17 protein-coding genes are annotated in these 22856 nt (G+C 29.9%); 9 read left to right on the forward strand and 8 right to left on the reverse strand.

Annotation, left to right across the window (positions count from 1 at the left end; genetic code table 11):
* The first annotated feature begins 31 nt into the window (after positions 1-31).
* Entirely contained in the window at positions 32-1534 is a 1503-nt protein-coding gene (locus tag QEJ31_RS03650) for a methyl-accepting chemotaxis protein (protein WP_280592441.1), read from the forward strand.
* On the opposite strand, the gene QEJ31_RS03655 is transcribed toward QEJ31_RS03650, so the two are convergent.
* Positions 1528-2268 carry an SCO family protein gene (locus QEJ31_RS03655; protein WP_280592442.1) on the reverse strand — a complete coding sequence of 247 codons (741 nt, stop codon included), beginning with the start codon at positions 2266-2268 and terminating at the stop codon, positions 1528-1530. The two genes, QEJ31_RS03650 and QEJ31_RS03655, sit on opposite strands and share 7 nt — an antisense overlap.
* Positions 2269-2367: 99 nt before the next feature.
* On the opposite strand from QEJ31_RS03655, the gene proC reads away from it, so the two are divergent.
* The 3 genes from proC (at position 2368) to QEJ31_RS03670 (ending at position 5408) form a co-directional block, all read left to right on the forward strand.
* Positions 2368-3252 carry a pyrroline-5-carboxylate reductase gene (proC, locus tag QEJ31_RS03660; protein WP_280592443.1) on the forward strand — a complete coding sequence of 295 codons (885 nt, stop codon included), beginning with the start codon at positions 2368-2370 and terminating at the stop codon, positions 3250-3252.
* 192 nt (positions 3253-3444) lie between these two features.
* Entirely contained in the window at positions 3445-4689 is a 1245-nt protein-coding gene (locus QEJ31_RS03665) for an acetate kinase (RefSeq protein WP_280592444.1), read from the forward strand.
* A 149-nt stretch (positions 4690-4838) separates the two neighbouring features.
* Positions 4839-5408 (forward strand): hypothetical protein, encoded by a 570-nt coding sequence (locus QEJ31_RS03670; protein ID WP_280592445.1) that lies wholly within the window; start codon positions 4839-4841, stop codon positions 5406-5408.
* On the opposite strand, the gene QEJ31_RS03675 is transcribed toward QEJ31_RS03670, so the two are convergent.
* On the reverse strand, positions 5400-6341 hold the full coding sequence (locus QEJ31_RS03675) for a phosphate acyltransferase (RefSeq protein WP_280592446.1): 942 nt from the start codon (positions 6339-6341) through the stop codon (positions 5400-5402). The two genes, QEJ31_RS03670 and QEJ31_RS03675, sit on opposite strands and share 9 nt — an antisense overlap.
* 165 nt (positions 6342-6506) lie before the next feature.
* Here QEJ31_RS03675 and QEJ31_RS03680 point away from each other — a divergent pair, with 165 nt between their 5' ends.
* Entirely contained in the window at positions 6507-7205 is a 699-nt protein-coding gene (locus QEJ31_RS03680; protein WP_280592447.1) for a transporter substrate-binding domain-containing protein, read from the forward strand.
* A 3-nt stretch (positions 7206-7208) separates the two neighbouring features.
* Here the strand turns inward: QEJ31_RS03680 and QEJ31_RS03685 are convergent, their stop codons facing one another.
* The 3 genes from QEJ31_RS03685 to QEJ31_RS03695 form a co-directional block, all read right to left on the reverse strand.
* Positions 7209-8165, reverse strand: coding sequence for a hypothetical protein (locus QEJ31_RS03685; RefSeq protein ID WP_280592448.1), 957 nt, complete (start codon positions 8163-8165; stop codon positions 7209-7211).
* Between the two features lie 103 nt (positions 8166-8268).
* The gene (gene rsmB, locus QEJ31_RS03690; protein ID WP_280592449.1) at positions 8269-9639 is read right to left on the reverse strand and encodes a 16S rRNA (cytosine(967)-C(5))-methyltransferase RsmB; all 1371 of its coding nucleotides are present in this window, start codon (positions 9637-9639) and stop codon (positions 8269-8271) included.
* Between the two features lie 41 nt (positions 9640-9680).
* On the reverse strand, positions 9681-10985 hold the full coding sequence (locus QEJ31_RS03695; protein ID WP_280592450.1) for a hypothetical protein: 1305 nt from the start codon (positions 10983-10985) through the stop codon (positions 9681-9683).
* Between the two features lie 192 nt (positions 10986-11177).
* Between QEJ31_RS03695 and kdsB the strand changes: the two genes are divergently transcribed.
* From kdsB to QEJ31_RS03710, 3 genes are all read left to right on the forward strand, one after another.
* A complete protein-coding gene (gene kdsB / locus QEJ31_RS03700; RefSeq protein ID WP_280592451.1) occupies positions 11178-12023 on the forward strand; it encodes a 3-deoxy-manno-octulosonate cytidylyltransferase in 846 nt (281 codons plus the stop codon).
* Between the two features lie 109 nt (positions 12024-12132).
* Positions 12133-15144, forward strand: coding sequence for a hypothetical protein (locus QEJ31_RS03705; protein WP_280592452.1), 3012 nt, complete (start codon positions 12133-12135; stop codon positions 15142-15144).
* Positions 15145-15371: 227 nt separating this feature from the next.
* Entirely contained in the window at positions 15372-16967 is a 1596-nt protein-coding gene (locus QEJ31_RS03710) for a hypothetical protein (protein ID WP_280592453.1), read from the forward strand.
* 2 nt (positions 16968-16969) lie between these two features.
* On the opposite strand, the gene QEJ31_RS03715 is transcribed toward QEJ31_RS03710, so the two are convergent.
* Positions 16970-17569, reverse strand: a complete 600-nt coding sequence (locus QEJ31_RS03715; RefSeq protein WP_280592454.1) for a biliverdin-producing heme oxygenase — start codon at positions 17567-17569, stop codon at positions 16970-16972.
* 401 nt (positions 17570-17970) lie between these two features.
* Here QEJ31_RS03715 and QEJ31_RS03720 point away from each other — a divergent pair, with 401 nt between their 5' ends.
* Positions 17971-19227: a hypothetical protein gene (locus QEJ31_RS03720; RefSeq protein ID WP_280592455.1), complete on the forward strand. Its 1257-nt coding sequence runs from the start codon at positions 17971-17973 to the stop codon at positions 19225-19227.
* Here the strand turns inward: QEJ31_RS03720 and QEJ31_RS03725 are convergent.
* On the reverse strand, positions 19224-20708 hold the full coding sequence (locus QEJ31_RS03725) for a phospholipase D-like domain-containing protein (RefSeq protein WP_280592456.1): 1485 nt from the start codon (positions 20706-20708) through the stop codon (positions 19224-19226). The two genes, QEJ31_RS03720 and QEJ31_RS03725, sit on opposite strands and share 4 nt — an antisense overlap.
* A 204-nt stretch (positions 20709-20912) precedes the next feature.
* Positions 20913-22781: a beta-propeller fold lactonase family protein gene (locus QEJ31_RS03730; RefSeq protein ID WP_280592457.1), complete on the reverse strand. Its 1869-nt coding sequence runs from the start codon at positions 22779-22781 to the stop codon at positions 20913-20915.
* Positions 22782-22856 lie beyond the last annotated feature (75 nt).

Below are 22856 nucleotides of genomic sequence, written 5' to 3' on the forward strand. Positions count from 1 at the left end.
TTTAGATTATTAAAAATCAAACTGGAAATTTATGAAAATATTAAATAAACTTTCCTTAAAAGCAAAATTAAACCTCCTAAATGGTACTTTAGCTCTATTTTTATTACTTGTAAGCGCTGTTGCCCAATTTGGAATTCATTCAAGTAATTTAATAATTGAACAACTTTCTTCTAATGAATCTTCTCATTGGTTAAATCAATCCTTAATTGTAAAATCAGATATTCAAGTCGCAGTGCGAGTGGCATTTGAACCTTATGCTGAAGGAAAAGCTGTTGCTGCTGGTCCTATAAAAGATGCTAATGATTCTATAAAAACATTTGAACAAAATTTAGATAAATTTGCTGCTGAAAGTAAATTTACCCCTGAAGAAAGTACTAAATTTAACAAATTAAAAGACCAATGGAAAACCATTAAAGAAAGTTTGACTGTAATTTTAAAAAATATGCAAGAAGGTAAGTTAAAACGAGAAGAAATTAATGCACTGATAATAAAAACCGAAGATGCTTTTTTAAATGTAAATGATATTTTAAGTGAAATATTAGCAGGAAACAGAAAAAAAACTTTAGAACTCCATACTACTGCTCAATTAAAAGAAAAAATTTATTTCGCAGGACTTTTAACACTACTTATTTTAACAATAACTATTTCTGTTATTAGCTTTGTTTTTACAATAAGATTAAATAGAAGCTTTAAAAAACTAAGTACAGATCTTTTTAGTAGATCAAAAGAAATAACAACTGTTGTTAGCTCGCTAAAAGAAAGTTCAGATTCTCTTAATTCTGCAATTAACGAACAGTCCCATTCAATCCATGATACAACCGCAGCAATAAATCAAATGAATTCAACAGTTAATAATACAACTTTAAATACAAGAGAATTATTTGATGTTTCTAAAAGTTCATTAGAAAGAGCAGATAGTGGCAAATTAATTATGTCAAATTTAGTTACAGCAATGGAAGCAATTCATAAATCTAACGAACAATTACAAGAGATAAGCCAAATAATAACTCAAATAAATACAAAAACAGCAGTAATAAATGACATAGTCTCTAAAACAGAATTATTATCCCTCAATGCTTCTATTGAATCTGCGCGCGCAGGTGAGCAAGGAAAAGGCTTTGCAGTTGTTGCTGAAGAAGTAGGTAATTTGGCGAAAATTAGCGGTAAATCATCAAAAGAAATCCAAGATTTAATCTCAAAAAGCGAAGAACAGGTTTCAAAAATAATAGAACAAACTAAAAAAAGAGTTGATGATGTAAAAGAAGTAACAAATAATGCACAAAAATCATTTGAAGATATTTCAGAAAATATTTCCTCGCTTTCGAATTTTATCGAAAAAATTACTATGGCTACTCAAGAACAAGAAATAGGAATTAAACAAGTTTCTAGTGCTATGGAAAATATAGAGCGTTCCACTTCAAATATTCAGAAATCTATTGGGGTAACAAGTAATTGTTCAGAAAATTTAGTAGAACAAGGAAATAAATTAGAATTTGCATCAAAAGATATAGATAAATTAATCAGCGGTTACTGATTACTTAAAATAGAAACATATTTACCATTCTGTTCTTTATACTTGCTAAATTTAGTCATAATTTTTTCAATAAATGAACCTAACTCACCAGAACTAGTTTCAATAATTGCTTGTTTTATTTCTTTTGGCTCATAAACTATCCCATATAAGTAGCGATAAAAAGTTCCATCTTTTTTTATAAAAAATAAAGCTGCTGCATGGGAATACTCACCAGTTCTAGGCTCATATTCATAATAAAAATTTAATTGTTTAGTTAGCTTTTTAATAGATTCTTCATCAGCCACTAAAAAGTCCCATTTAGCAGACTCCTGGCCAGTCTTAGGTACCCAGACTTTGTGTTTTTCAGCAGCAATATCAACATTATCTTTTGGATCAAAACTAACTGTTGCTATTCTAAAACCATCTCCTATTTTCCAACCAAGTTTTTTTAGTGAGTCTGCTAAATTAACAAATTGCAAGGCACACATGGTTGTGCATTTATAATAATTTAATGTAATAATTAAAACTTTTTCGTTCTGCAACAAATCGTTTAAAGAAACAATATTTCCTAATTGATTTTTAAATTTTAAAGATAAATCTACTTTTGTGTTTAATTTCTCATAAATTTCTCCTTGTTTTTCTTGCTTTATCGTTTCTGCATAACTCCTATGATGGAATGCTATTAAGATAATTCCAAGCAAAACGAGATATATTATACTTTTTCTTTTTTGCTGAAGATATTTTTTTTGGGCCATACAAGATTTCCTCTTTTAAAGAGTTTAACAGATGATAAATCGTTGCTCTTCACAGTTGATACCATTAGAATCGAATTTGTTATAATAGGAGGAGCTACTTTGAGCAAAATTCTTTCAGGAAAAATTGTTGTAATTGGTTTTGGAAATATAGGCAAAGCTCTTGTAAGGGGGCTACAAATCACAGGCCATGAAGTCGAAATATATGTTTGTGATAGGGGAGAACTGCCCGCGCATGAAGAATTTCCCGAAGGACTAGATTTTAACAAAATTACATATTTAAATTATGATAGTATCCCTAATTTAAAAAATAGTTTATTTCTAAATGAAAATGATACTATTATTTTATCTGTTAAACCACAAAATTTTATTGAAGCCATTGAACGTTGGAAATCAGTGTTTTTAAATAACCAAAATTTTCCGTTAGTCATTTCAGTTCTCGCGGGAACACCTACAGAAGTTATCCATAAATACTTTTCTGAAGATTGCCCCGTTGTTCGAAGCATGCCAAATATTGCTGCAACTATTGATTGTTCTGCAACCGTAATAAGTGCTAGTAAAAAAACTCCAAAACATTTTTTAGAGCGAGCAAAAATTATTTTTGATGCAGTAGGAAAAACTTGGATCACTAATGAAGATCAACTTGATGCCGTCACAGGGTTAAGTGGTAGTGGTCCAGCTTACATTTACATGGTGATTGAAGCCATGGCAGATGGTGGTGTTAAAATGGGATTATCTCGTCAACTTTCCATAGAACTTGCCACCCAAACTGTATTAGGTGCTGCAAAACTCGTTCAAGAAACAAAAATACATCCTGCTGTTTTGCGCGACCAAGTGACTACACCTGGCGGAACTACAATTAGCGCTATTCATGAATTGGAAAAATTTGGCTTAAGACCCATGCTCATTTCAGCTGTTGTAACCGCCTCAGAACGTAGTGCTGCATTAGCTAAACTAGTAGAAACAAAAATAAAAGAGCAAGTTTAAAATAAAAGTAAAATTGTTCTTTTCCACTCTTTTATCTCAAACAAAATATTGACTAAAATTTTTTCTCTAAGAAAAAATAGATAAATATTTTTCTTTCCTTTAAACCCTGAAATTACGATATAGCATAAGCCTACAATGGGTTTGTGCTTTAAGGCTTATTTTCATTTTAGCAACTTAGGGAGAAGTCTTATAATGAATATTCTTGTTATCAATAGTGGAAGTTCTTCCCTTAAATTTCAAATAATTGAAACAGACCAAGCTCTTATAGATAGTTCAACAGACAAAATTAAACTCAAAGGCTTAATAGATAGAATTGGTACGCAAGCTCTTGCAAAAATTTCAGTTCCAAATGGCATTGAAATTAAAGAGTCCGTTGCAATACGCGATCACTCTGCAGCATTAGATTATATTTTTAAAAAGATTACTTCTGGCACCCTTAATTTAGATGGAATTTTTTCTTTAACAGATATTCATGCGATAGGGCACAGAGTTGTTCACGGCGGTGAAAAATTTTCTAAATCTGTTTTAGTAGATAAAACTGTCCTAAAAAGTATAGAAGACTGTATTGATTTAGCACCTCTTCACAATCCAGCTAACCTAAAAGGAATTCAAGCAACTTTAGCATTATTCGGTGAAAAAGTTCCCCATGCTGTTGTATTTGATACTGCCTTTCACTCAACTATTCCCGAAGTAAACTATCTTTACGCATTACCATATCAATATTATCGTCGGTACCGTATTCGGAAGTATGGTTTCCATGGATTGTCACACCGCTATGTAAGTTATCATTATCGCAAAAAAGTGGGTATTGAACGAGATAAAGTAAATATTATTACTGTGCATTTAGGAAACGGATGTTCAATATGTTCTATTAAAGAGGGAAAATCCTTTAATACATCCATGGGTTTCACGCCATTAGCTGGCTTAATTATGGGAACAAGAGCGGGAGATATCGACGCATCAATTCCTGAATATCTTGCACATAAAGAAGGAATTACCTTATCAGATATAGATATTCTTTTAAATAAAGCATCAGGTTTACTAGGAATTTCTGGTTTAACAAATGACATGCGTGAACTGCTTGATGAAGAAAGAGAACATCATGATAGACGTGCTACTTTAGCTATAGATATGTTTACTATGCGCATAAAACATTATTTAGGAGCATATTTAGCTGAAATGGGCGGCGCAGATGCTATTATTTTCACGGGCGGAATAGGTGAAAACTCATCTGAAGTTCGGAGAAGAATTTGTGAAGGCCTGCAGTTTTTAGGGATTGAATTAAACGAGCAAGCAAATAAAGAAAAATGTTTGGGAGTTGAAGGAGATATTTCTGCCCCAAATAGTAAAGTAAAAGCTTGGGTTATTCCAACCAATGAAGAATTAATGATCGCTCGCGATACTTTTCGCTGCGTAAATGGTTTGCCTGCATTTTAAAAGTTTCTAAATATTTTTGCTTTCAGACATTTATTTTGCTAACTTAATTAATGTCTTTGATATTCCCTGAAGCCCTCTTTTAGTACAATTTGTTTAATATAAAACTAGTACAATTTTTATTTTTTAGAATAACTCAATTGAGGTGTTTTATGAAACAGAATATTCATTTTGTCCTCAAAAATATTTTAATTTTAACGCTTTTTTTCTCTACTAAATTATATGCTAACAATATTAATTTTTATTTAAATAGTAAAATAGCAAATAACTTTGTTGATTTAAAAAAAAATGTTGAATCTGCATGTATTTTTGAAAGCCCTTATAATAAAAAGTGCATGTCATATTCCACTTTATTTAATGAATATTTTATTAGCAGGGGAAACTTTTCTGTTGAGTATAACAATTTAAACTCAGGCAGTGCAACTACAGTGGTTATTTGTCACATAACAAAAAATAAACTTAAATATGTAACAAATCCTTTTTCTATAGACAAAAATTTTTTAGATTATACTGAAAATTTTGAATACCAATTTAATATTAAATTTAATTGGTTTGTTGATAAAAATGTATTAAAAAATAAGAAATATTTTTTTATTACTAATCAAAAGTTACAAATAGAATTTATAACAGAGCCGAACAGCATTAATCAGCAAATAGATCAAACTTGTTTGAAAAAAATTTTTCAAGAAATACTCAACTTAAATGCTGTTCCCTTAACTTAGAGCTAAAGTAAGAGCTGCAACATGCGCAATATCTTCAGCAGAGGCACCTCTGGATAAGTCAGAAAAAGGTTTTGCTGCGCCTAATAAAATAGGCCCCCAAGCTTCTGCACCACCAATTCTTTGAGTTATTTTATAGCCAATATTTCCTGCATCAAGATCGGGAAAAATAAAGACATTCGTTTTACCTTGCGCTTTTCCTTGTGGATTTTTTCTTTGCGCCACACTTGGAACACAAGCGGTATCAAACTGAACTTCTCCATCAGCAATGATATTTGGATATTTTTCAGTAAATATTTTAAAAGCATTTCTAACTTTTTCAACATCAGGATGTTCAGCACTGCCAACTGTAGAAAAACTTAAAAAAGAAACATGCGGTGTTTGACCACTCCAGAAAGCATATGCCTCTTGTCCAAGATAAGCTATATCAACCAACTCTCCACTTGATGGTTGTGGTATTACTCCACAATCTGCAAATAACACCAATCCTTCACCACCTGGAGTAGGTTTCGGCAAAGCCAATAAAAATGCACTTGTTATAATTTTAGTTTGTGGTTTTAACCCCACAGTACTTAATGCGGCACGAATCACATGCGCTGTGGAATTTACACATCCAGAAACAACAGCATCCACTTCACCTAAATGAAGTTTAGCTCCTCCTTCAAAAGTTGTATCTCCGATAAGGGGCAGAATTTTATCAGATAATGGCTTCCCCTTTTTTTCAGCAATTTTTTGCATAATATCCAAAGTTTTCTGCTTATTTTTTTCAGCTTCTTGGCTGTTACCTAAATAAGTTTTTATATTTAATTCTTTTTTTAATATTTCTGCTGCTTTAATAACCCTTTCATCATTTCCTTCAGGCAGAGAAATTGTTTTTCCTTTAGCACGCATAAAAATATTGTCTCTAGCACCACTAGATAAAGTTTGAAACAACATGTGTAATTCCTTTCATTAATAATTTTGTAAGTTTATCAAAATAAACAAATCTTATAAAAATACCTTTAACGGAGCTACTATACCACAGCATTTTATTATTCTAAAAAATTTAGCTTTCTAATTGAATTATGTTAAGCTTTCTTATCTACTATCAAAGGATAAGACATGAGACATTTCTCACTTTTAGTAATAATAATTCTGCTTATTACATGGAAGACAGAAACATTTGCAAAAGTACTTATAATCAATACGCAAGATTGGCCTCCTTATCAAACCACTGAGAACGAGCAAGTAAAAGGAAGTGCAACCGAAACTTTAAAATGCGTCCTGAAAAAAATGAAAATAGATTATTCAATAAAGGTTTTGCCCTGGAAATTAGCCCAAGATCAAGTCAAAGATAATAAAGCAGATGCCTTTTATTCTGCAGGAATAACCTCGGAAAGAAATTCATATGCTATACCTACAGAAAAAATAGCCAATTATAAATGGATTTGGGTGTTAAATAAAAATTCTAATTTAGATCCTTTAAATCCAGAGTTTTTAAAGACAGCAACAGTAGCAGCTAAATTTGGTACTGGACCAGAATTTTATTTATATGAAAAAAATTATAAAGTTATCGCTTCTCCTAAAGAACTTATACAATTATTTGAAATGTTACATGCAAAACGTTTTGATGCTTTTCTTACACCAGAAGAACCTACCCAAGAAGTTTTTAATAAAAAACTAGTAGAAAAAGACAATTTTAAATTTGTTTTTCACTCGAATAATGCATTAGTGTTTTATTTTTCAAAAAAATATGTAAAAAATAATCCAAACATTATTAAACAATTCAATTTAGCTTTGAAAAATTGTCCAGTAATTTGAAATTTATTTATCTACATGAAATATATCTAGTACTTTTGGTGCTTGATTTTTTGCTCTTTTCTTTTTTGATAAACAAATAACAACACCTACATCAGTTACTTTACCTTTCGAAATAAAAACTGATAATATATTTGCCCTTTGTAAAATCATATACATACCAAGACCAGCACTGACATCGCGATCATTTAATTGGTGAGATTCTTGTGTACCTGTTTTAAAAATAAATTTAACATATTTTGACATTATTTGTGGATTCAATCTACCAAAGTTATCTCTGACTGAAATAGCGAGATCTTTTCCATTAAATCCCCATTCTAAAATAACTTTTTCATTGTCATCTAAATCTACTGGAATAGTTCTAGGCTGTTTTTCATGCTTTGGATTGGCATCCCAAATTGCATTCATTAAAAGCTCTTCTTGAATTTCTACTGCATATTGAGCAAAAGTAGGACTTTGTTGTCCAATTAAAGGCTCTAACATTTCAAAGAATTTTTCCATTTCTTCTGCTAGCTTGTTTCTTTCTTTTGAACTTCTGACATCATACGTTTTAATAATAGGAAGTTGAATACCATTACCAGCATCGCTTGCTATTCCATCCATTTGAATTAACGCACGCACTCCCATAATTTGACTGCTATCTGTACTTTTTAATCCTTTTTTAATAGCAAATTGTCTAGTTAATGCCTGATTTACTCTTTCAACTAAAAAATCGTTTTCGTTATAAACAACATAATGATTAAAGCCATCAATATCCGATAAGCCCTTAAAATCAGGAATTTTAACTACGTTTGCAATCAACATATTGACCGCATTTTGTGACTTGTTTGTATGCACATCAGTCAAATAGATTTCACAATCTTTATCGTCTGTTGCCAGTACGTAGTCTTTTTCCACCATTTCCTTAAGAGATTGCTTAATGCCTTCATCCGAAACATCAAGAAATACTTTAAAATTCTCCAAGGGGCTCTCCTCATTTAACATATAGCTCGTTCATATTTCGATTCTATCTAAAATTTCTTGAGTTTTAAGGTGTCAAAATAAGAGGGAGAGAAAAAAGGGTAAATCAAGCAATTTTTTTCAGAATCACCCCAAAGAAGCCGTCTAGATCATCCGGATTGCCGGAATAGATAAGTAATTCATTTTCACGGGTCACATACTTCTTATAAAAGTCATGAATTCTTTCAGATGGGTTTATTTTTTCAAAGTCAGGATGTTTTTCTAGAAATTGGTTAATTTGCTGTGTTGTTTCCTCTATTTCAAAACTGCAAACGATATAGATAAGCTCTCCGCCCACCACTACATTTTTTGCCAATCCATCAAGAAGTCTGGCTTGTTCGATGGCACAATTTTGAATATCACTCAGCGTTCTTAACCATTTGATTTCCGGATGCCTGCGAATGACTCCCATCGCAGAACAAGGAGCATCTAGCAAAATTTTATTAAATTTTTTGCCAATACATTGTTCAACAGCATCGCCATGCAAAATTTGCGCACCCTCTAAACCAACTCGAGTAAAATTCTCGCGGAGAATTTTTAACCGTTTTTGCGCAAAATCACACACTGTTAAATTTTCTGGTTGTAACCCTGAATCCCACAAGTAAATAGATTTTCCTCCAGGTGCGGCACAAGCATCTAGGCACAAGTCGGTTGGAGACGGTTGCACTAAGCAAGTAGCTAATTGTGCTGCTTCATCCTGAACAATATAGCAACCTTTTTTAAAGGCTTCACAATCGTTAAATTTAGGTAACGTTTCAATCCTTAAAGTTCCAGGCAGCGGTCGCCAAGAGCTTTCAATGGATTGAGTTTTTAACAAATATGTAGCTAAATCCTTTTCGGAATTTGGCAATTCATTTCGAGTAATTTGGCGTAAACTATTTTTAGGTATTCGATTATTATTTGACAATAAATATTCAAATCTTTCTAAAGTGAGTTGTTTGTACCAACGCTCAACCATCCATTGAGGAAAAGAATGATGCATGGAATAATATTCAACTGCTTGCGTTACTTTATCTGGTTTAGGAAAGTATTCAGATTTTTTTGCTACTCTTCTTAAAATTGCATTTACTAAAGATGCAGCATTTGGCACACCCACCTGCTTTATAGCTTCAACAGTTTCAGATACAGCTGCTCTTTCCGGAACCCTATCCATATAATAAATTTGATATGTACCTATTCTTAAAGCATTTGCTACTCTTGGATCTAAACTGGAAAACGATCTGTCTAACATGTGAGACATAATCCAATCCATTTTTGCAAGCCAACGTAACGAACCAAAAACCATTTCATAAATAAAAGCTTTATCGAGGGGGCGTAAATTAGGATGACTCGCAAACAGTTTTTCCAAAGCAACATCTGAATGGATATTACGGGTTAAAACGTGTGTTAAAGCATCAATGGCAATTGCCCTTGTCAGGGAGCCAGAGCGGGTTGACATAGTTAAAACTCCAAAAAATTTCTTTGAATTCAAATTCTTGCCTATGAATGTTCAAAGTTTGGCAATATAATTGGTTTAAGAGTTTCTTCAGTGTTGCATTGCAAACACTTCCAGGCAAATGAAGAAAAAAAAGCACCACATCTCGCACAACTATGTGAAAGATATCCTATTTTTGCAGCTTCACTGAGTTGGACAATGGAAGCTAAATACCCTTTATTTTCTCCTAGAATTGCAAGCACATCATCCAAATACTTGCTTTTTTGAAACTCAGGTGACTTCTCTAACAGAAGAGTGGCATGAAAGATAGATGCCCAAAGGAATTTTTGCGCATTAATTTCTAATTTATCCTTCTGTAAGACAGATTTAAATTCATTTTGCACTATTACATAACTCGGTATTACCTCTTTTTCTTGACTCATTTTTAAAATAATTTCAGCCAAATATTTAGCAACTGCAGCTGGAGAGATCTTTGAACTTTTATAAATTTCATTTAACGCTTCCAAAACTGCCGCAAATGCCATCCATTTCGTCTTCATATCTGCAGATGAGTTCGACCAAAAATCTTGGGTTGTTGCCTGCCACAACAAAATCATAGCGCGCGCAGAATGTCCATTCCATCTTAAAGCAGTTCTAGCCAAATCAATGGTTTTTTCTATTTTATCTTTTTCAGGTAACTGAACTTCAGCAATTTTTGAAATAGCATGAGCAATCTGTAACCTTACTTTATTATCAGATTGAATGCGAACAGAATTTAAAATACCTAATAATTTATCAGGCAAATGACCTAAAGTACAAACATGTAAAAGGTGCTCAAACACTTGGAAATTATTTGTATCTCTTTTGTATAATTCATACGCAGTATCGAATGCTCGAAGATATAAGCCTAGTGAAGCGTATACTTGTGATAATTCAAAAAGAGCCCTATTCGTTTCTTGTTTTGAAACTGATTCGTTTGTTAAAATTTCGATATAAATATTTATTGCCTCTTTTGAATTTCCAATTTGAAAAAAATTACGGGCTAACACAAATGCTTCTGATATTTTTATAAGTCTTTTTAATTGTTGATAAATAAGATGTACTTCGGAATTTAGAAATTCATCACTTGGAAAGGAACCACTTTCATGTAAAATTTTAAGTTTTGGGTGCAAATTTGGAGTAATTTTTTGTTCATTAGAAGCATAATGCGAAATTTTCCGAAAACGCCTCCTAAATGTTCGCCATAATGACGGAAAAAGAATACCAAAGACAATACCAACCGAAAGACCTGCGGCAAGAAAAAAACTCGCTTCAAAAGTATCCCACATAGGTAAGCCATCATTAACCGTTGTGGTAAATTGTCTAGCCACTTATATTCTCCTATATTGAGATTTAAAAAAGTCTAGCATATGCTTCTCTCTTTGTCGTCCCTAGTATTGACCAATCTGTTAAATATTAAGGAACAGATTTTTGCAATCACCTTTTTAAGAAGAAAAATTTAAAAGATTAATTTCTGAGAATTTGCTAAATAAGAAAAAGATAGACTTTTACGGGGGGTCTGCATGACCGAAATGATTTCAAAACAAAATCGAATTATTATAGCTATTCCAGCGCGCTTAGGCTCAACTCGATTACCAGGGAAACCTCTTTTAAAAATAGGTAATTCAAGTATAATTTCTTTAGTCGCGCAAAAAGCAAATCAATTAGCAATAAAAATTCAAAATGAATTAAATATTCCAACAGAATTGATTGTCGCAACAGACGATCAAAAAATTTATACAGAAGTAAACCAATTAAATATAAAAGTTGTAATGACAGATTCAAACTTGAAAAATGGAACTGAAAGAGTTTTCGTTGCAGTTCAAAGTATAAATGAAAAAATGCATTTAAACTCAGATGATTTAATCATTAACATACAAGGAGATGAGCCTTTCTTTTCTGTTAATGATATTTTTGAGCTGACAAAACAAATGCTAATTAATGACTCAACACCAATGGGAACAATGGCGTTTAAAAGAAATGAACTGGAGTTGTTTTTTAGCAGTTCTGTTGTCAAAGTTGTGAAAGATAAAAATTCAAATGCCCTTTACTTTTCTAGAGCACCCATTCCTTTTCCTAAGGATTTGCTAGGAGCAACTGGGTCTGATTGGCTAAATAAAATACCTCAACTAAAAAGTAATTCTTTTATTTTCTATCATCATGTGGGGGTCTATGCTTTTCGTTACTTTGCACTAAAAAAATTTGCTACCGAATTAACAACGAGTGCTTTGGAAGCGGATGAAAGTTTAGAACAACTGAGAGCGATGGATGCTGGCTGGAAAATATTAGTTACAGATTGCCAACACCCACCATTTGGTATTGATACTCCTGAAGATCTAAGAAAAGCACAAAATTATGAAAAAAAATAATTTTTATTGCATTAAATTTATATACTCAATGATTCTATTTCTATTCATTACATATAATAATACAATTTTTTCCGTTCCACTTAGTTTCTTACAAAATAATGGAACAAATATGAAAGAAGCCGAGTGGCAAACATTAGAATCAAATAATTTTATTATTTATTTTCCTAAAGAAGCAAAAGACATTGCAAGTTACTCTATTCAATCTTTAGAAAAAAGTTATCCTTATTTGTCTTTTTTAATGGGAACAAAATTAGATAATAATTCTCTTATAAATTTAAATAGAAATAAAGACAATACCTTATTCTCTAAATTTTCAAAAATACCTTTTATAATTGGAAACCAATATGATGGAGCAGGTTTTGCAAATCCCGTTACTTTAAATATAGAAGCACAAATTTTACATAATCGAACTTCTTCTTTTTTTCAGCATGAATTAGTTCATAGACTTATGTACGAACACAACGATTTATCTGTAGGCCCAATTGGCAGGCTTTTCAGTTTAGCAATGATGCCTACATGGTGGATTGAAGGATTAGCAGAATATTTAACAAATAGTGTTGGAGAACATAATGCTATTAACGTTCTTAAAACTATGGCATTACAACAGCATTGGCCTTCATGGGAGAGACTACATTCACTTTATAAAGCAGATGATGATACTAATTTAAGAGGATATGTTATTTCTGGATATTTTTTAGGATATATTTTCTCAAAAGTAAAAAATAAAGATCTCTATCAAATACATCAAGAAATATCCCATCAAACTGTAATACCGCCATTTTATAATGCAGTTGATAGTTGGTTAAAAGAAAATTTAGGAAAAACTGCTGAAGAATTATATGTTGATTTTAAAGGAGAACAAGAAAAATATTGGAAAAATAAAACTACAAATTTACCAAACTTTGTGTCTCAAGAAAATCTAAAAAATAAAATTGGACAAAAATATATTTTTCCTTTAATTAATATCGATAACAAAACTTACTTTTCTAAACTTACATCCAATAAATCTCCTTATAGTAGCGCTTTATTTTCTCAAGAGCATGATGGAAAAGAGAAAAGAATTCCAGTCAATTTTTTTGGTTCCAGCATATTTGCTACTAATAATTCTAACCCTTTAGAATTAGTTACTTCAACAATAGATTATTATTCTAATGGAAAGATTGGACATAACATTCAAGTAGTATCTAACATAGAAAATATATCGAACACTAGTAAAAGTAATTACACAGCTAAAACCGTTAGTTTATCAACAGAACAAAGTGCATTTTTTATAGATTCAATAACAGCAATTGAAAACAAAAAATACATAATATCTGGAGTATCTAATGGCAATACGGAACTTAAAATACTTAATTTAGAAAAAGATCAAATTGATTTTATAGAAAAATTTAATTTTCCCAAAAATATAAAAGTTTTATATAGTGTAAATAATACAGAATGCTTTTACTATATTTTAGATTCTGATGAAAATTTAACTTCCTTAAAGAAACAATGCATCAGCAACAATAAAATATTACCAGCAACAGAAATTATTCCTGAAAAAAAATTCATTATAAAAGATGCTTATGTCAGAAATTCAAATTCAATAATTTTAAAAGTTGTATGGAATGACATTTTTGCTATTATTGATTTTAATCCTGTAAATAAAAGTTATTCTTTTTTATTTGCATTCTCCGAATGGATAGAAAATATTTCACCCGCAGCAAGTGATCCAGAAAATAGTATGACATTTTGGTACTATAATAAAGGAGAATATTTTTTACTAAGTAAAAATTTAAATGAAATAAAAGAAAATTATTTTCATCACTTTAAGAAAAATGAAATTGTAGAAAATGATAAAAACTTTTATTCAGAATATATTCCTCCATATAAAAAAATATTTAAAAACAATATAAAATTATTTTCTCCAGAAGATATCAAAACTATTTCCCAAACAGAAAATGAACAAAATAATCATGATCATCAGCTAAAAGAAAAAGAAGCTTTTTATGATTCAAGATTTTTGTTCGCTTATCCATATGGATTACCTGATTTTTTAGGAGGCCCTAGTATAGGTTTATTTTCTATTCCATTAATGGATCAAATAGAAAGATATAGAATTATTTTATTTGGTGGATATAATTTTTATTTAGATGCACCTTCAGGATCTATTGCATATTTGAACAATCGAATATTTGATAGTTTTTCTATAAGTATTTTTTCAAATCCTTATTTCAATGGCTATTACGACTCACTTCAAAATGATGGTAGTAAATTAAGATACTATAACTATTTGCAACAAAGCGGAATATCAATTAATGCTGCATGGAAATATCAATTTTTGAACTCCATTTTTTCTAATCAATTATCTATTTATAACTTACAACCATATGGAAACTTAACAACAGCACCAAAACGAATTGGGCCCCAATATGCAAATATTTTAAGTTTGTCTGGAATATTAAGCTTTGATCTCATCAATACAGCTTTCTATTTAGCAGAAAATGAGCAGGTTGATGGAGAATGGTTAAAATATTTAATGCAACCTTCAATTGGTGCTACAAAATATTTTGGACTTGGAAATGGAGAAGATTCGAGCAAGACAAACACTGGAAATCTTGATTACTATAATGTAAATGCTTCTTTGATTAATAAGTTTAGTTTCTTTAAAACAGCACTATCTCTATCAGGTAAAATATCAACAACCCAAGGAAGTAATAATTTAAATAATAAAGAAATATATTCACCATATCAATCATATATTTTAGGGAGTACAACTTCACTTAATTTCATTAGCTATCCTATAATAGGAAATGGGTCTCTTTTTGAATTACAAGCCGGTAATTGGAGTTATGCAGGTACAATTGCTTACGATTTTCCATTATATCCCTCATTTGAAAAAAAGTTTCTCTTTTCATACTTAAATAATTGGCGAGGCATAACTTCACTTACCAGAGGGGGTGTCAGCTCGAATGAAAAAATATCTAACTTTACAGGACTGACAAGCGCAAGTATTGGAAGTTCTGTTGATGTTGATATAAAAGGATTTCAACTCTTTCCATCTATTTACTATAGTTGGATTGTTGGAAGTGAAGAAAATTGGTATGTTCTTTTTCAATTAAAATTTATGGATTTTTTATAGTCCTCCAAATACTTATATTCAAAAATTTGAAAATATTTTAAAAAATTGACTAAACATTCAACTTAATTTGTATCCTAACTATTGAGAGGAGTATTAAAAAGATGTAAGGTTGTACCCGATAAACTATGTCTTATTCTTTTAAACATTTGTTAACTTGGAATACTTAAATCTTAATCACTAAAAGATTATTTTTTCTGCAATAATTAAGTTTAAAAAAGAGAGATAAAATGTTGAGTAATATAAATTCAATTTTTCAATCCTGCGAAAAACAACATGTACATATTTGTAACACAATTCAAGAATGCGGCATACTACTTGGCGTCATTCCTAGTAGTATGCAAGTAGTTTTACAATCAAGTAATTTTAAAAACATTTTTAACTTTGACATTATATATCAACCAATAAATATTTTATTTTCAGAAAATTCTATGTTAAATTTTATTGATTTAAGCGATAAATTATTGACAAAAAAAATAAAAGACAGAGTTCTAACCGTACTTGAAATAGTCTGTAACTATAAAACTTATGAATTGTCATGTTTTATTTTTTATTCAAGCAACTACATAATTATAGAGTTTCAAAGTGACATTAATTTAGATAAAATATACTTTGATAAAAAATATTTTGAACAGGTTTATTTATACATCAAAGAGGCTGAAATAAATGAACATGAAATGACTAAATATATTTGTAAATTTATTAAAAATACAACAAGCTTCGATCGAGTTTATTATTGCGAATTTCAGGAGGATGAAACAGGATTTATAAAAAGTTGCATAAGTAATTCAAATTTAGATACTCTTATAAATCATCATTTTCCAGCCTCAGATTTACCCAAATCTATAAAGCAATTATACGAAGTAAATAAATATAGATTGATTTCAGATATTTATAATAAAAATATTAAAATTATTGGCTTAAATAAACCACTAGATTTAACTCATTCATTTTATAGAAAAATTGGGGATACCCATATTCAATATTTAAATAATATGCAAGTAAGGTCGTCTGCTTCATTTTCTATCGTCGTAAATAATAAACTTTATGCTTTATTTGGTTGTCACTCTATTCTTCCTAATTATACAGAGAAAGTAATTTTGGCAAAAATACATTTACTTATTCAATTATTTTCAAAAAGGCTAGAAGATAATTTAAACGAAAAATTTAAACTCACTATTTACAAAAAGAATATTTACATCCAAAAATTCATTTCAATTTATCAAGAAAAAAAGAAAAATTTAAACATTATACCAAAAGAAAATTTTGATCTTCTCAAAAACACTTTCCAAGCAAACTTCTTTTTTTATCGATATAATAAAAAATGGGGCAATGATCAACAAATACCTAATGAATTTAAAACTTTAATCTTAGATTATTTAAAGAATAAAAAGATTAATGAAAATATTATTCTAATTAATAGCTTAGTCTCAATTAATGAAGAATTTCGAAAATTTACTAAAGAACTAGCAGCAGGAATGCTTCTTTTAAAATTTGAAAAAAATTTTTCTAATTTAATAATTTTTCTACGACCAGAACTTCTTCAACAGATAAGATGGTGTGGTAATCCTAATGAATTTGATTTGCAAACAGATGGTTTACTCAATCCAAGGAACTCTTTTCAAACATGGTATGAATCAGTAGAAAATAGTTGTAAAACATGGAATAGCATCGATTTAAAATTAGCTCAAAATCTGTATAACGAACTTCTACCGCGATTTTACTGGTATGAAAGAAATCTGAAAAATAGGTTTTCATTTAGTAACTTGAATTTTTTAAAAAAAAATAATTACTTTAAAAATGTCTTATCAAAACTAAAAAAATAAATTTATGAAACCCGAAATTCATTTGCAAAACAATTAAACATATTTTTTGCTGCCTCTATAAGCTCTAGTTTAGAACTATCATCTATTATTTTAAATTCATCTAAGAATTTAAGGAACTGTTTCCATTTCACAAAATTATCTTTCCCATATCCATACAAGTAATTTAATTTATCTCTAAATTCTTCTCCAAAAAGTGCAATTAATTTATTATAAAGCATTGCAGAACCTAAGACGGATCCTTCTAATACATATAAAACCCCTACCATCTCATATTTTGACTCAATTTTAGGTAAAAATTCTGTTTTTTTAATTTGTTTTAAATCTACAGCTAAATTTTTTAAATCGGATAAAATTAAATCAGTTTTAAAACTTGGCTGAAAGTAGTTATCTATCTCTGATTTAAATTTTATAATATATAATTGTTCGATAGGATCAATTACTCTATAAAAAATCTTTAAAAAATTAATATAATCAATTTTCGAAATAGAATCTTTACTAAGATAATTTAAATTTTCAACAGAATTGTGATAATCTTTAGTTTGTTCTTTTAATAACTCTCTAATACTTTTTTCATTTAAAACGCTATAGATTTTTTTATCCATAAAAATCATCCCTCCTTTACTTATATTACTTTATGTGGATATATTTTTCATTAATACAAAAGCAAATAATTATTTTTATATTTTTTATTAAATATTATAATTTAACAAAATAAACTATTTTTAATATATTATTCCTATATGAATTTTATTTATTATTTTATATAAATATCTAAAATTAATACATTCTATAATTGATGCTTTATTTTTGAGTTGTTTCAACATAAATATTTATTTTATCTTAAAATAATAATTGTTTATTATTATTTCTAGAAGATAATTGACATATAATTATAATGTAATATAAAAATTTCATACTTAAAGTTATTGGTATCCTTTAACATTTGAAGAAACTTATTAATAACTAAGATAACAAGAATTGAGCTGATTTGTTGGAGAATTTTGTGAAATTTAAAAATCAATTATTACTATTGATGACTGTTTTATTACTATGTTTTACGGCATATTTATTCTATTCAAATAACAATATAAATCATAATAATAACAGTTATTTATGCAAAACGGAAAATAGAGGAGCATTTGACATCGGCTCAGGCGCAACAAAAATTCAAATTGCGAAAGTTAAAATTTGTAACGATGAACAGATAAAAATTGAGCAAGTATACTTCAAAAAAAATGTTGCTGTGAAATACTCCCAAGATTTAGCTGAGAGTGATCAAAATATTTTCTCAGATAAGATTATTCAAGCAGGCGTTGATGCTCTATTAGAATTAAGAAATCAGGGGTTAGAGCAGCTAAAATACAAATGCGGTGATCACTGCCAGGTTGATGTTTGGCGTGGCATCACAACAGAAGCTTTTAGAAGAGCTCAAAATTGGAAAGAAGCACAAAAAAATTTGGCCTCAACTACTGAAGGGCTTTTACTGAAGCGTTTAAACCAATCAGAAGAAGCGTTATATGGATTTTATCCTATTACCAAGCTAAAAGACTTTAATAAGTATCAACATGTTATATGGGATATGGGAGGAGGATCTACCCAAATTACAGCCTTTCAACCCACATTCGTTGAAGCTAATTTTAGTAATAAAGGCGCAAAAAGTATAGAAACAGATTTAGGTTCAAGTTCTTTTAGTCATTTTCTGAAAAAAATACTTTTTGTCACTGAAAAAAAAGATTTATCGACTTTAAACCCAATTAATGATTATAATTTCTTAGAAAAATATGCATTTAAGTATGTGCAAAATAAAATAGATTTATCTTTTCAAAGTAAACAAGAAAAAACGGAAAATTTTTCTGAACTATATAGCAATAAAGACTATATAGCTGTGGGTGGTTTACTCTCTATTTCTCTACCTGAAGTCATGCCACTAATAGATCCAAATTTTAAAAAACATGAGTATGCTAACATCCAAAAAATATCAGAGGTACCTTCTATTAAAAAAGAAGACTTAAAATTGATATATCAAAAATTAAAAAAGATGAGTGACTCTGAACTCGAAGAATTTTCTGATAAAATGGGGATGAATAAAAATTACTCTAAAGTCTTAAGTACAAATTTGTTACTTGTATTAAATTACATGGATAGCTCTTTAAATATTAATAAAATTACTCCTATTTCTACCGATGGAACAGACTCTATTTTATTAAGTAAAGAAATTTATAATAAAAACTACTGGGAACAAGATACCGTTCTAAATTAATTACTGCTATATGAAGAATAAGCCCTAGCATAAGAAGGGTCCCAATATTCTTTTCTTACTTTTGAGACAAGTAAATCTGAATGAATAAATATTCCAAATTCAGCATGATTATTGTAATATAAATTTTCAGAACCAATATATGCCATTTTATTATCTGCCATAATTAATTTTACATGATTCCTTGCACTACCATATTTATAGCCATTGAAATTAAACCATCTAGCAATTCTTAAAATACTTAATCTTTCTAGAGCTCCTGTAGGATCAATGCTGTATGTATCGATTGTATTTTTTATTATACATTTTATCGTTGCTTTATCGCTGAAAGAACTTTCAGTATAACCCAATAATGGTCCTTGTCCTGAAAAAGATGACAAAAGAATATTTACTTTAACTCCTCGAGAAAGAGCTTTCCCTATAACAGCACATGTAGAATTTTGAATTTCAGTACTATTTGGTGTGATATTTCTTATGCTTTGTTGCGAAATATTGATTTCATACTGCGCATTATCCATCATACTTAGTAAAGCATTAGTGGAAAATTCTGCATCATTATAATCCTTAGCACTCATCATTTTTCCGGCACCTAATATATATTCTTTGTTATAGTTTTGAAGAATTACAGGTATATTAAAAATATTTAAATTTGGATCAGTTGGTTCATACCAACGATTGGATACAGTGCATTCAGATTTTTCAGTATTTGTACAGGCAATGCTATTTAAACTAAATTCATCTCCTAATTTACTCTCTAATGCAATTTTACTTAAATATACTCTTCCTAGTTCTGCTACATAAGGAAGATTCAATTCTATGGTTAAATCATTAACTGGATCTTCAAGATCATCATAATCTCTATCTGGAAAATTCGCTCCTCCAGTAAAGAGCTGATCTCTATCTATTGCGATTATTTTTGAATGATTAAAAGCAACAGGATTTCTATAATTTATAACACTTAAATCTAAATAAGGAGAAATACCTTCAGGTAGCAAATATTCAATTACTTTTTCTGTAGCGTTTTTTGTTGGTAAAGGAGACGCTTTATACATACTAAACATGATTCTTATTCTAATAAATTTTTGTTGCTCAAATGATTTTTGATTTAAATAAGAAATAGCTCTTTTTAAGGCTTCTTCCATAGAATTCCCTGGAGTAAACCACAGTGTTGAAATATGGACTACGTTTTCCGTTCTTGCTACTGAATATTCCACATAATCTACAAATTGTTTAGTTGGGTATTCTTTACTAATTGGTGTTCTCCACAAATTAATAGAAAAATCATTTATGTTATGACTCCAATTATTTAAAGGCAGGAGACCCACTAAACCACCCCAGTTAGGCTGGTTTTCTTGATATTTAAGATATAAATTCTTCATAAAATTATAAGACAAATAAAGATCAGAACTATTGTATTGAGCGTTTGCATAATATTTTACAAAAAATAAACAGACTAGAATGAATAATTTTATTTTAAAAAGCATAATATTTCCTTATTTATAAGAATTAATTAACTTGTTATATTTGATTATTGTTTTAAACTTGAAGATAGGGTATAGTACAATAGTTTTAGAAAAAAATAAAGGAAAGTAATTGGAATTTATTTAAACTACTTTCCTTTGTCAGAAATAGAAAAAACCTTAGTTCTCATCATAAGAACTAAGGTCCTTTCGTATTAAGATACTAAACTATTTTTTAAATACTGCTAAAGTAAATCCATGTAACTTAGAGCCAGCACCCATTGGTGGAGTGTCTTTTAACACTTCATTACATTCACTGAGTAATCCAGTTGCAGAGTTAATACTACAAGCTGAAATTTTACCACTTGAACGGCTTAATACATACAATTTATCATTGAAGTATTTTACTGAATAAGGGCCTGAAATACCAGATTCAGCATCTTTACAGTCGCTAAGTTCTCCTGCTGGAGAAATTATACAACGAGCTAAATAACCAGCTTCATTTGGTATGTAAATGTAAGAGAATGTTCCTTTAGCTGATGTAGTAGTAATTATATCAATTAGAGTAGGTGATTTTCCAACTCCAAAAGAACCTGATGGATCGCATTTAGTTATAGCCCCTGTAGCAGCATCAAAGTCACAAATAAATGTTTTGTGTGCACCATCACCTGATGTAATGTATGCTTTTTTATCTTTGAATTCTATAGAATCTGGATGGTTAATATCAAGTGCTTTTACACATTTTTCAATATTCCCAGCAGCTTCGTTAAATACACATCTACCTATTTTGTTATCAAAGTAACTTGTAAAATACAAATACTTGTTAACAATTTTAAGGTCATGCACATCTGAAAATGTGTTTATTGGTATTAAATTACAGTTAGTTAATGAGTTATCAGTACCAATTATACATTTAGTAATAGAAGCTCCGTTTTTATTACCTACATATAAATTACTACCATTAACTATTGAAGCAGTTGGACCGTTAAATGCAGTTCCTGTTTCTTTACAATTTTTCAAAGAGTTATTTGATAGGTCAATAGTACAAGCATACACTTTATTAGGAGTGTTTGCAGATAAATAAGCCGTAGCTGAGGCAATAGTTGGTGCAGTTGTATAAACGTAGTATGCAGTACCTTCTTGGAAACTTGCAAAAGTATTTTTATCAGTGAAACGTTTACAATTTTCTAAATTAGAACTAGTTGCATTTACTGCACAAATTGTAATTTCTCCTGAAGAAATACTTGTTACGTAAGCAAAACCATTAATAATATTTATTGAACGTGGTGAATAATAATTGTCAGCACCAGTTGCAGAGCAATTTTCAAATGTACCATCAGCTTTGATGCCGCATTTGTAAACCTTACTATCACCCTCTGCTGCGACATAAGCTAATCCATTGTAGATAGCAATACCGTTTGGCTTAACAAATGTGAAGTTTGTTGAAGAACAAACACCTATGGATTCATCATTATTTATTACGCATTTTTCAACAATATTTTTTTCATAATTTGTTAAATAGAAATATTTATTCGCTAAAATAATTCCAATTGATTTAACACTAGTTGGAGTAAAATTACATCCACTTAATGTACCAGTTTTACTATTTATAGCACACTTAGTTAAACCACCATTGTAGTTTGTGACATAAATATAACCATTTCTATTTGTGATGGCTGCTATATTGTTAAATACAACACCATCTGGAGTTTCTTTACAATTACTTAATACACCAGTAGTTTTTTCTATTTGGCACATAGTAATAGTACCTGAAGTACTCCATTTTTTATTATTGGTAACATAAGCATAGTCACCATTAATAGTAATACCTATTGGATCAGAAAAACTTCCTCCTGTAGCAATACAATCTTTTAACGAACCATTATCTTGATTAATGGTACATTTAGAAACTGTACTTTTGTCCCTATTAACCACATAAAAGTAATAAGTTTTCTCAACTTTTAATGGGTTTGGTTGTGATGGAGAAACCGTAATATCCCCACTTGAGGAGCCTCCTCCTCCCCCTCCGCCACCGCCTTTACTACAGGCAACAGCCAAAAGGGAAACTAACATAGCGGTTCGCAATTTTGTAAACATAACTTCTCTCCTTTGCTGAAAAGAGTATTTGCAAACAACCAATACTTTATCGGGTTCTTTTCTAATCAGTTGAGT

Origin of the sequence: Pigmentibacter sp. JX0631 (assembly GCF_029873255.1) — a bacterium.
Taxonomy (GTDB): Bacteria; Bdellovibrionota_B; Oligoflexia; order Silvanigrellales; family Silvanigrellaceae; genus Silvanigrella.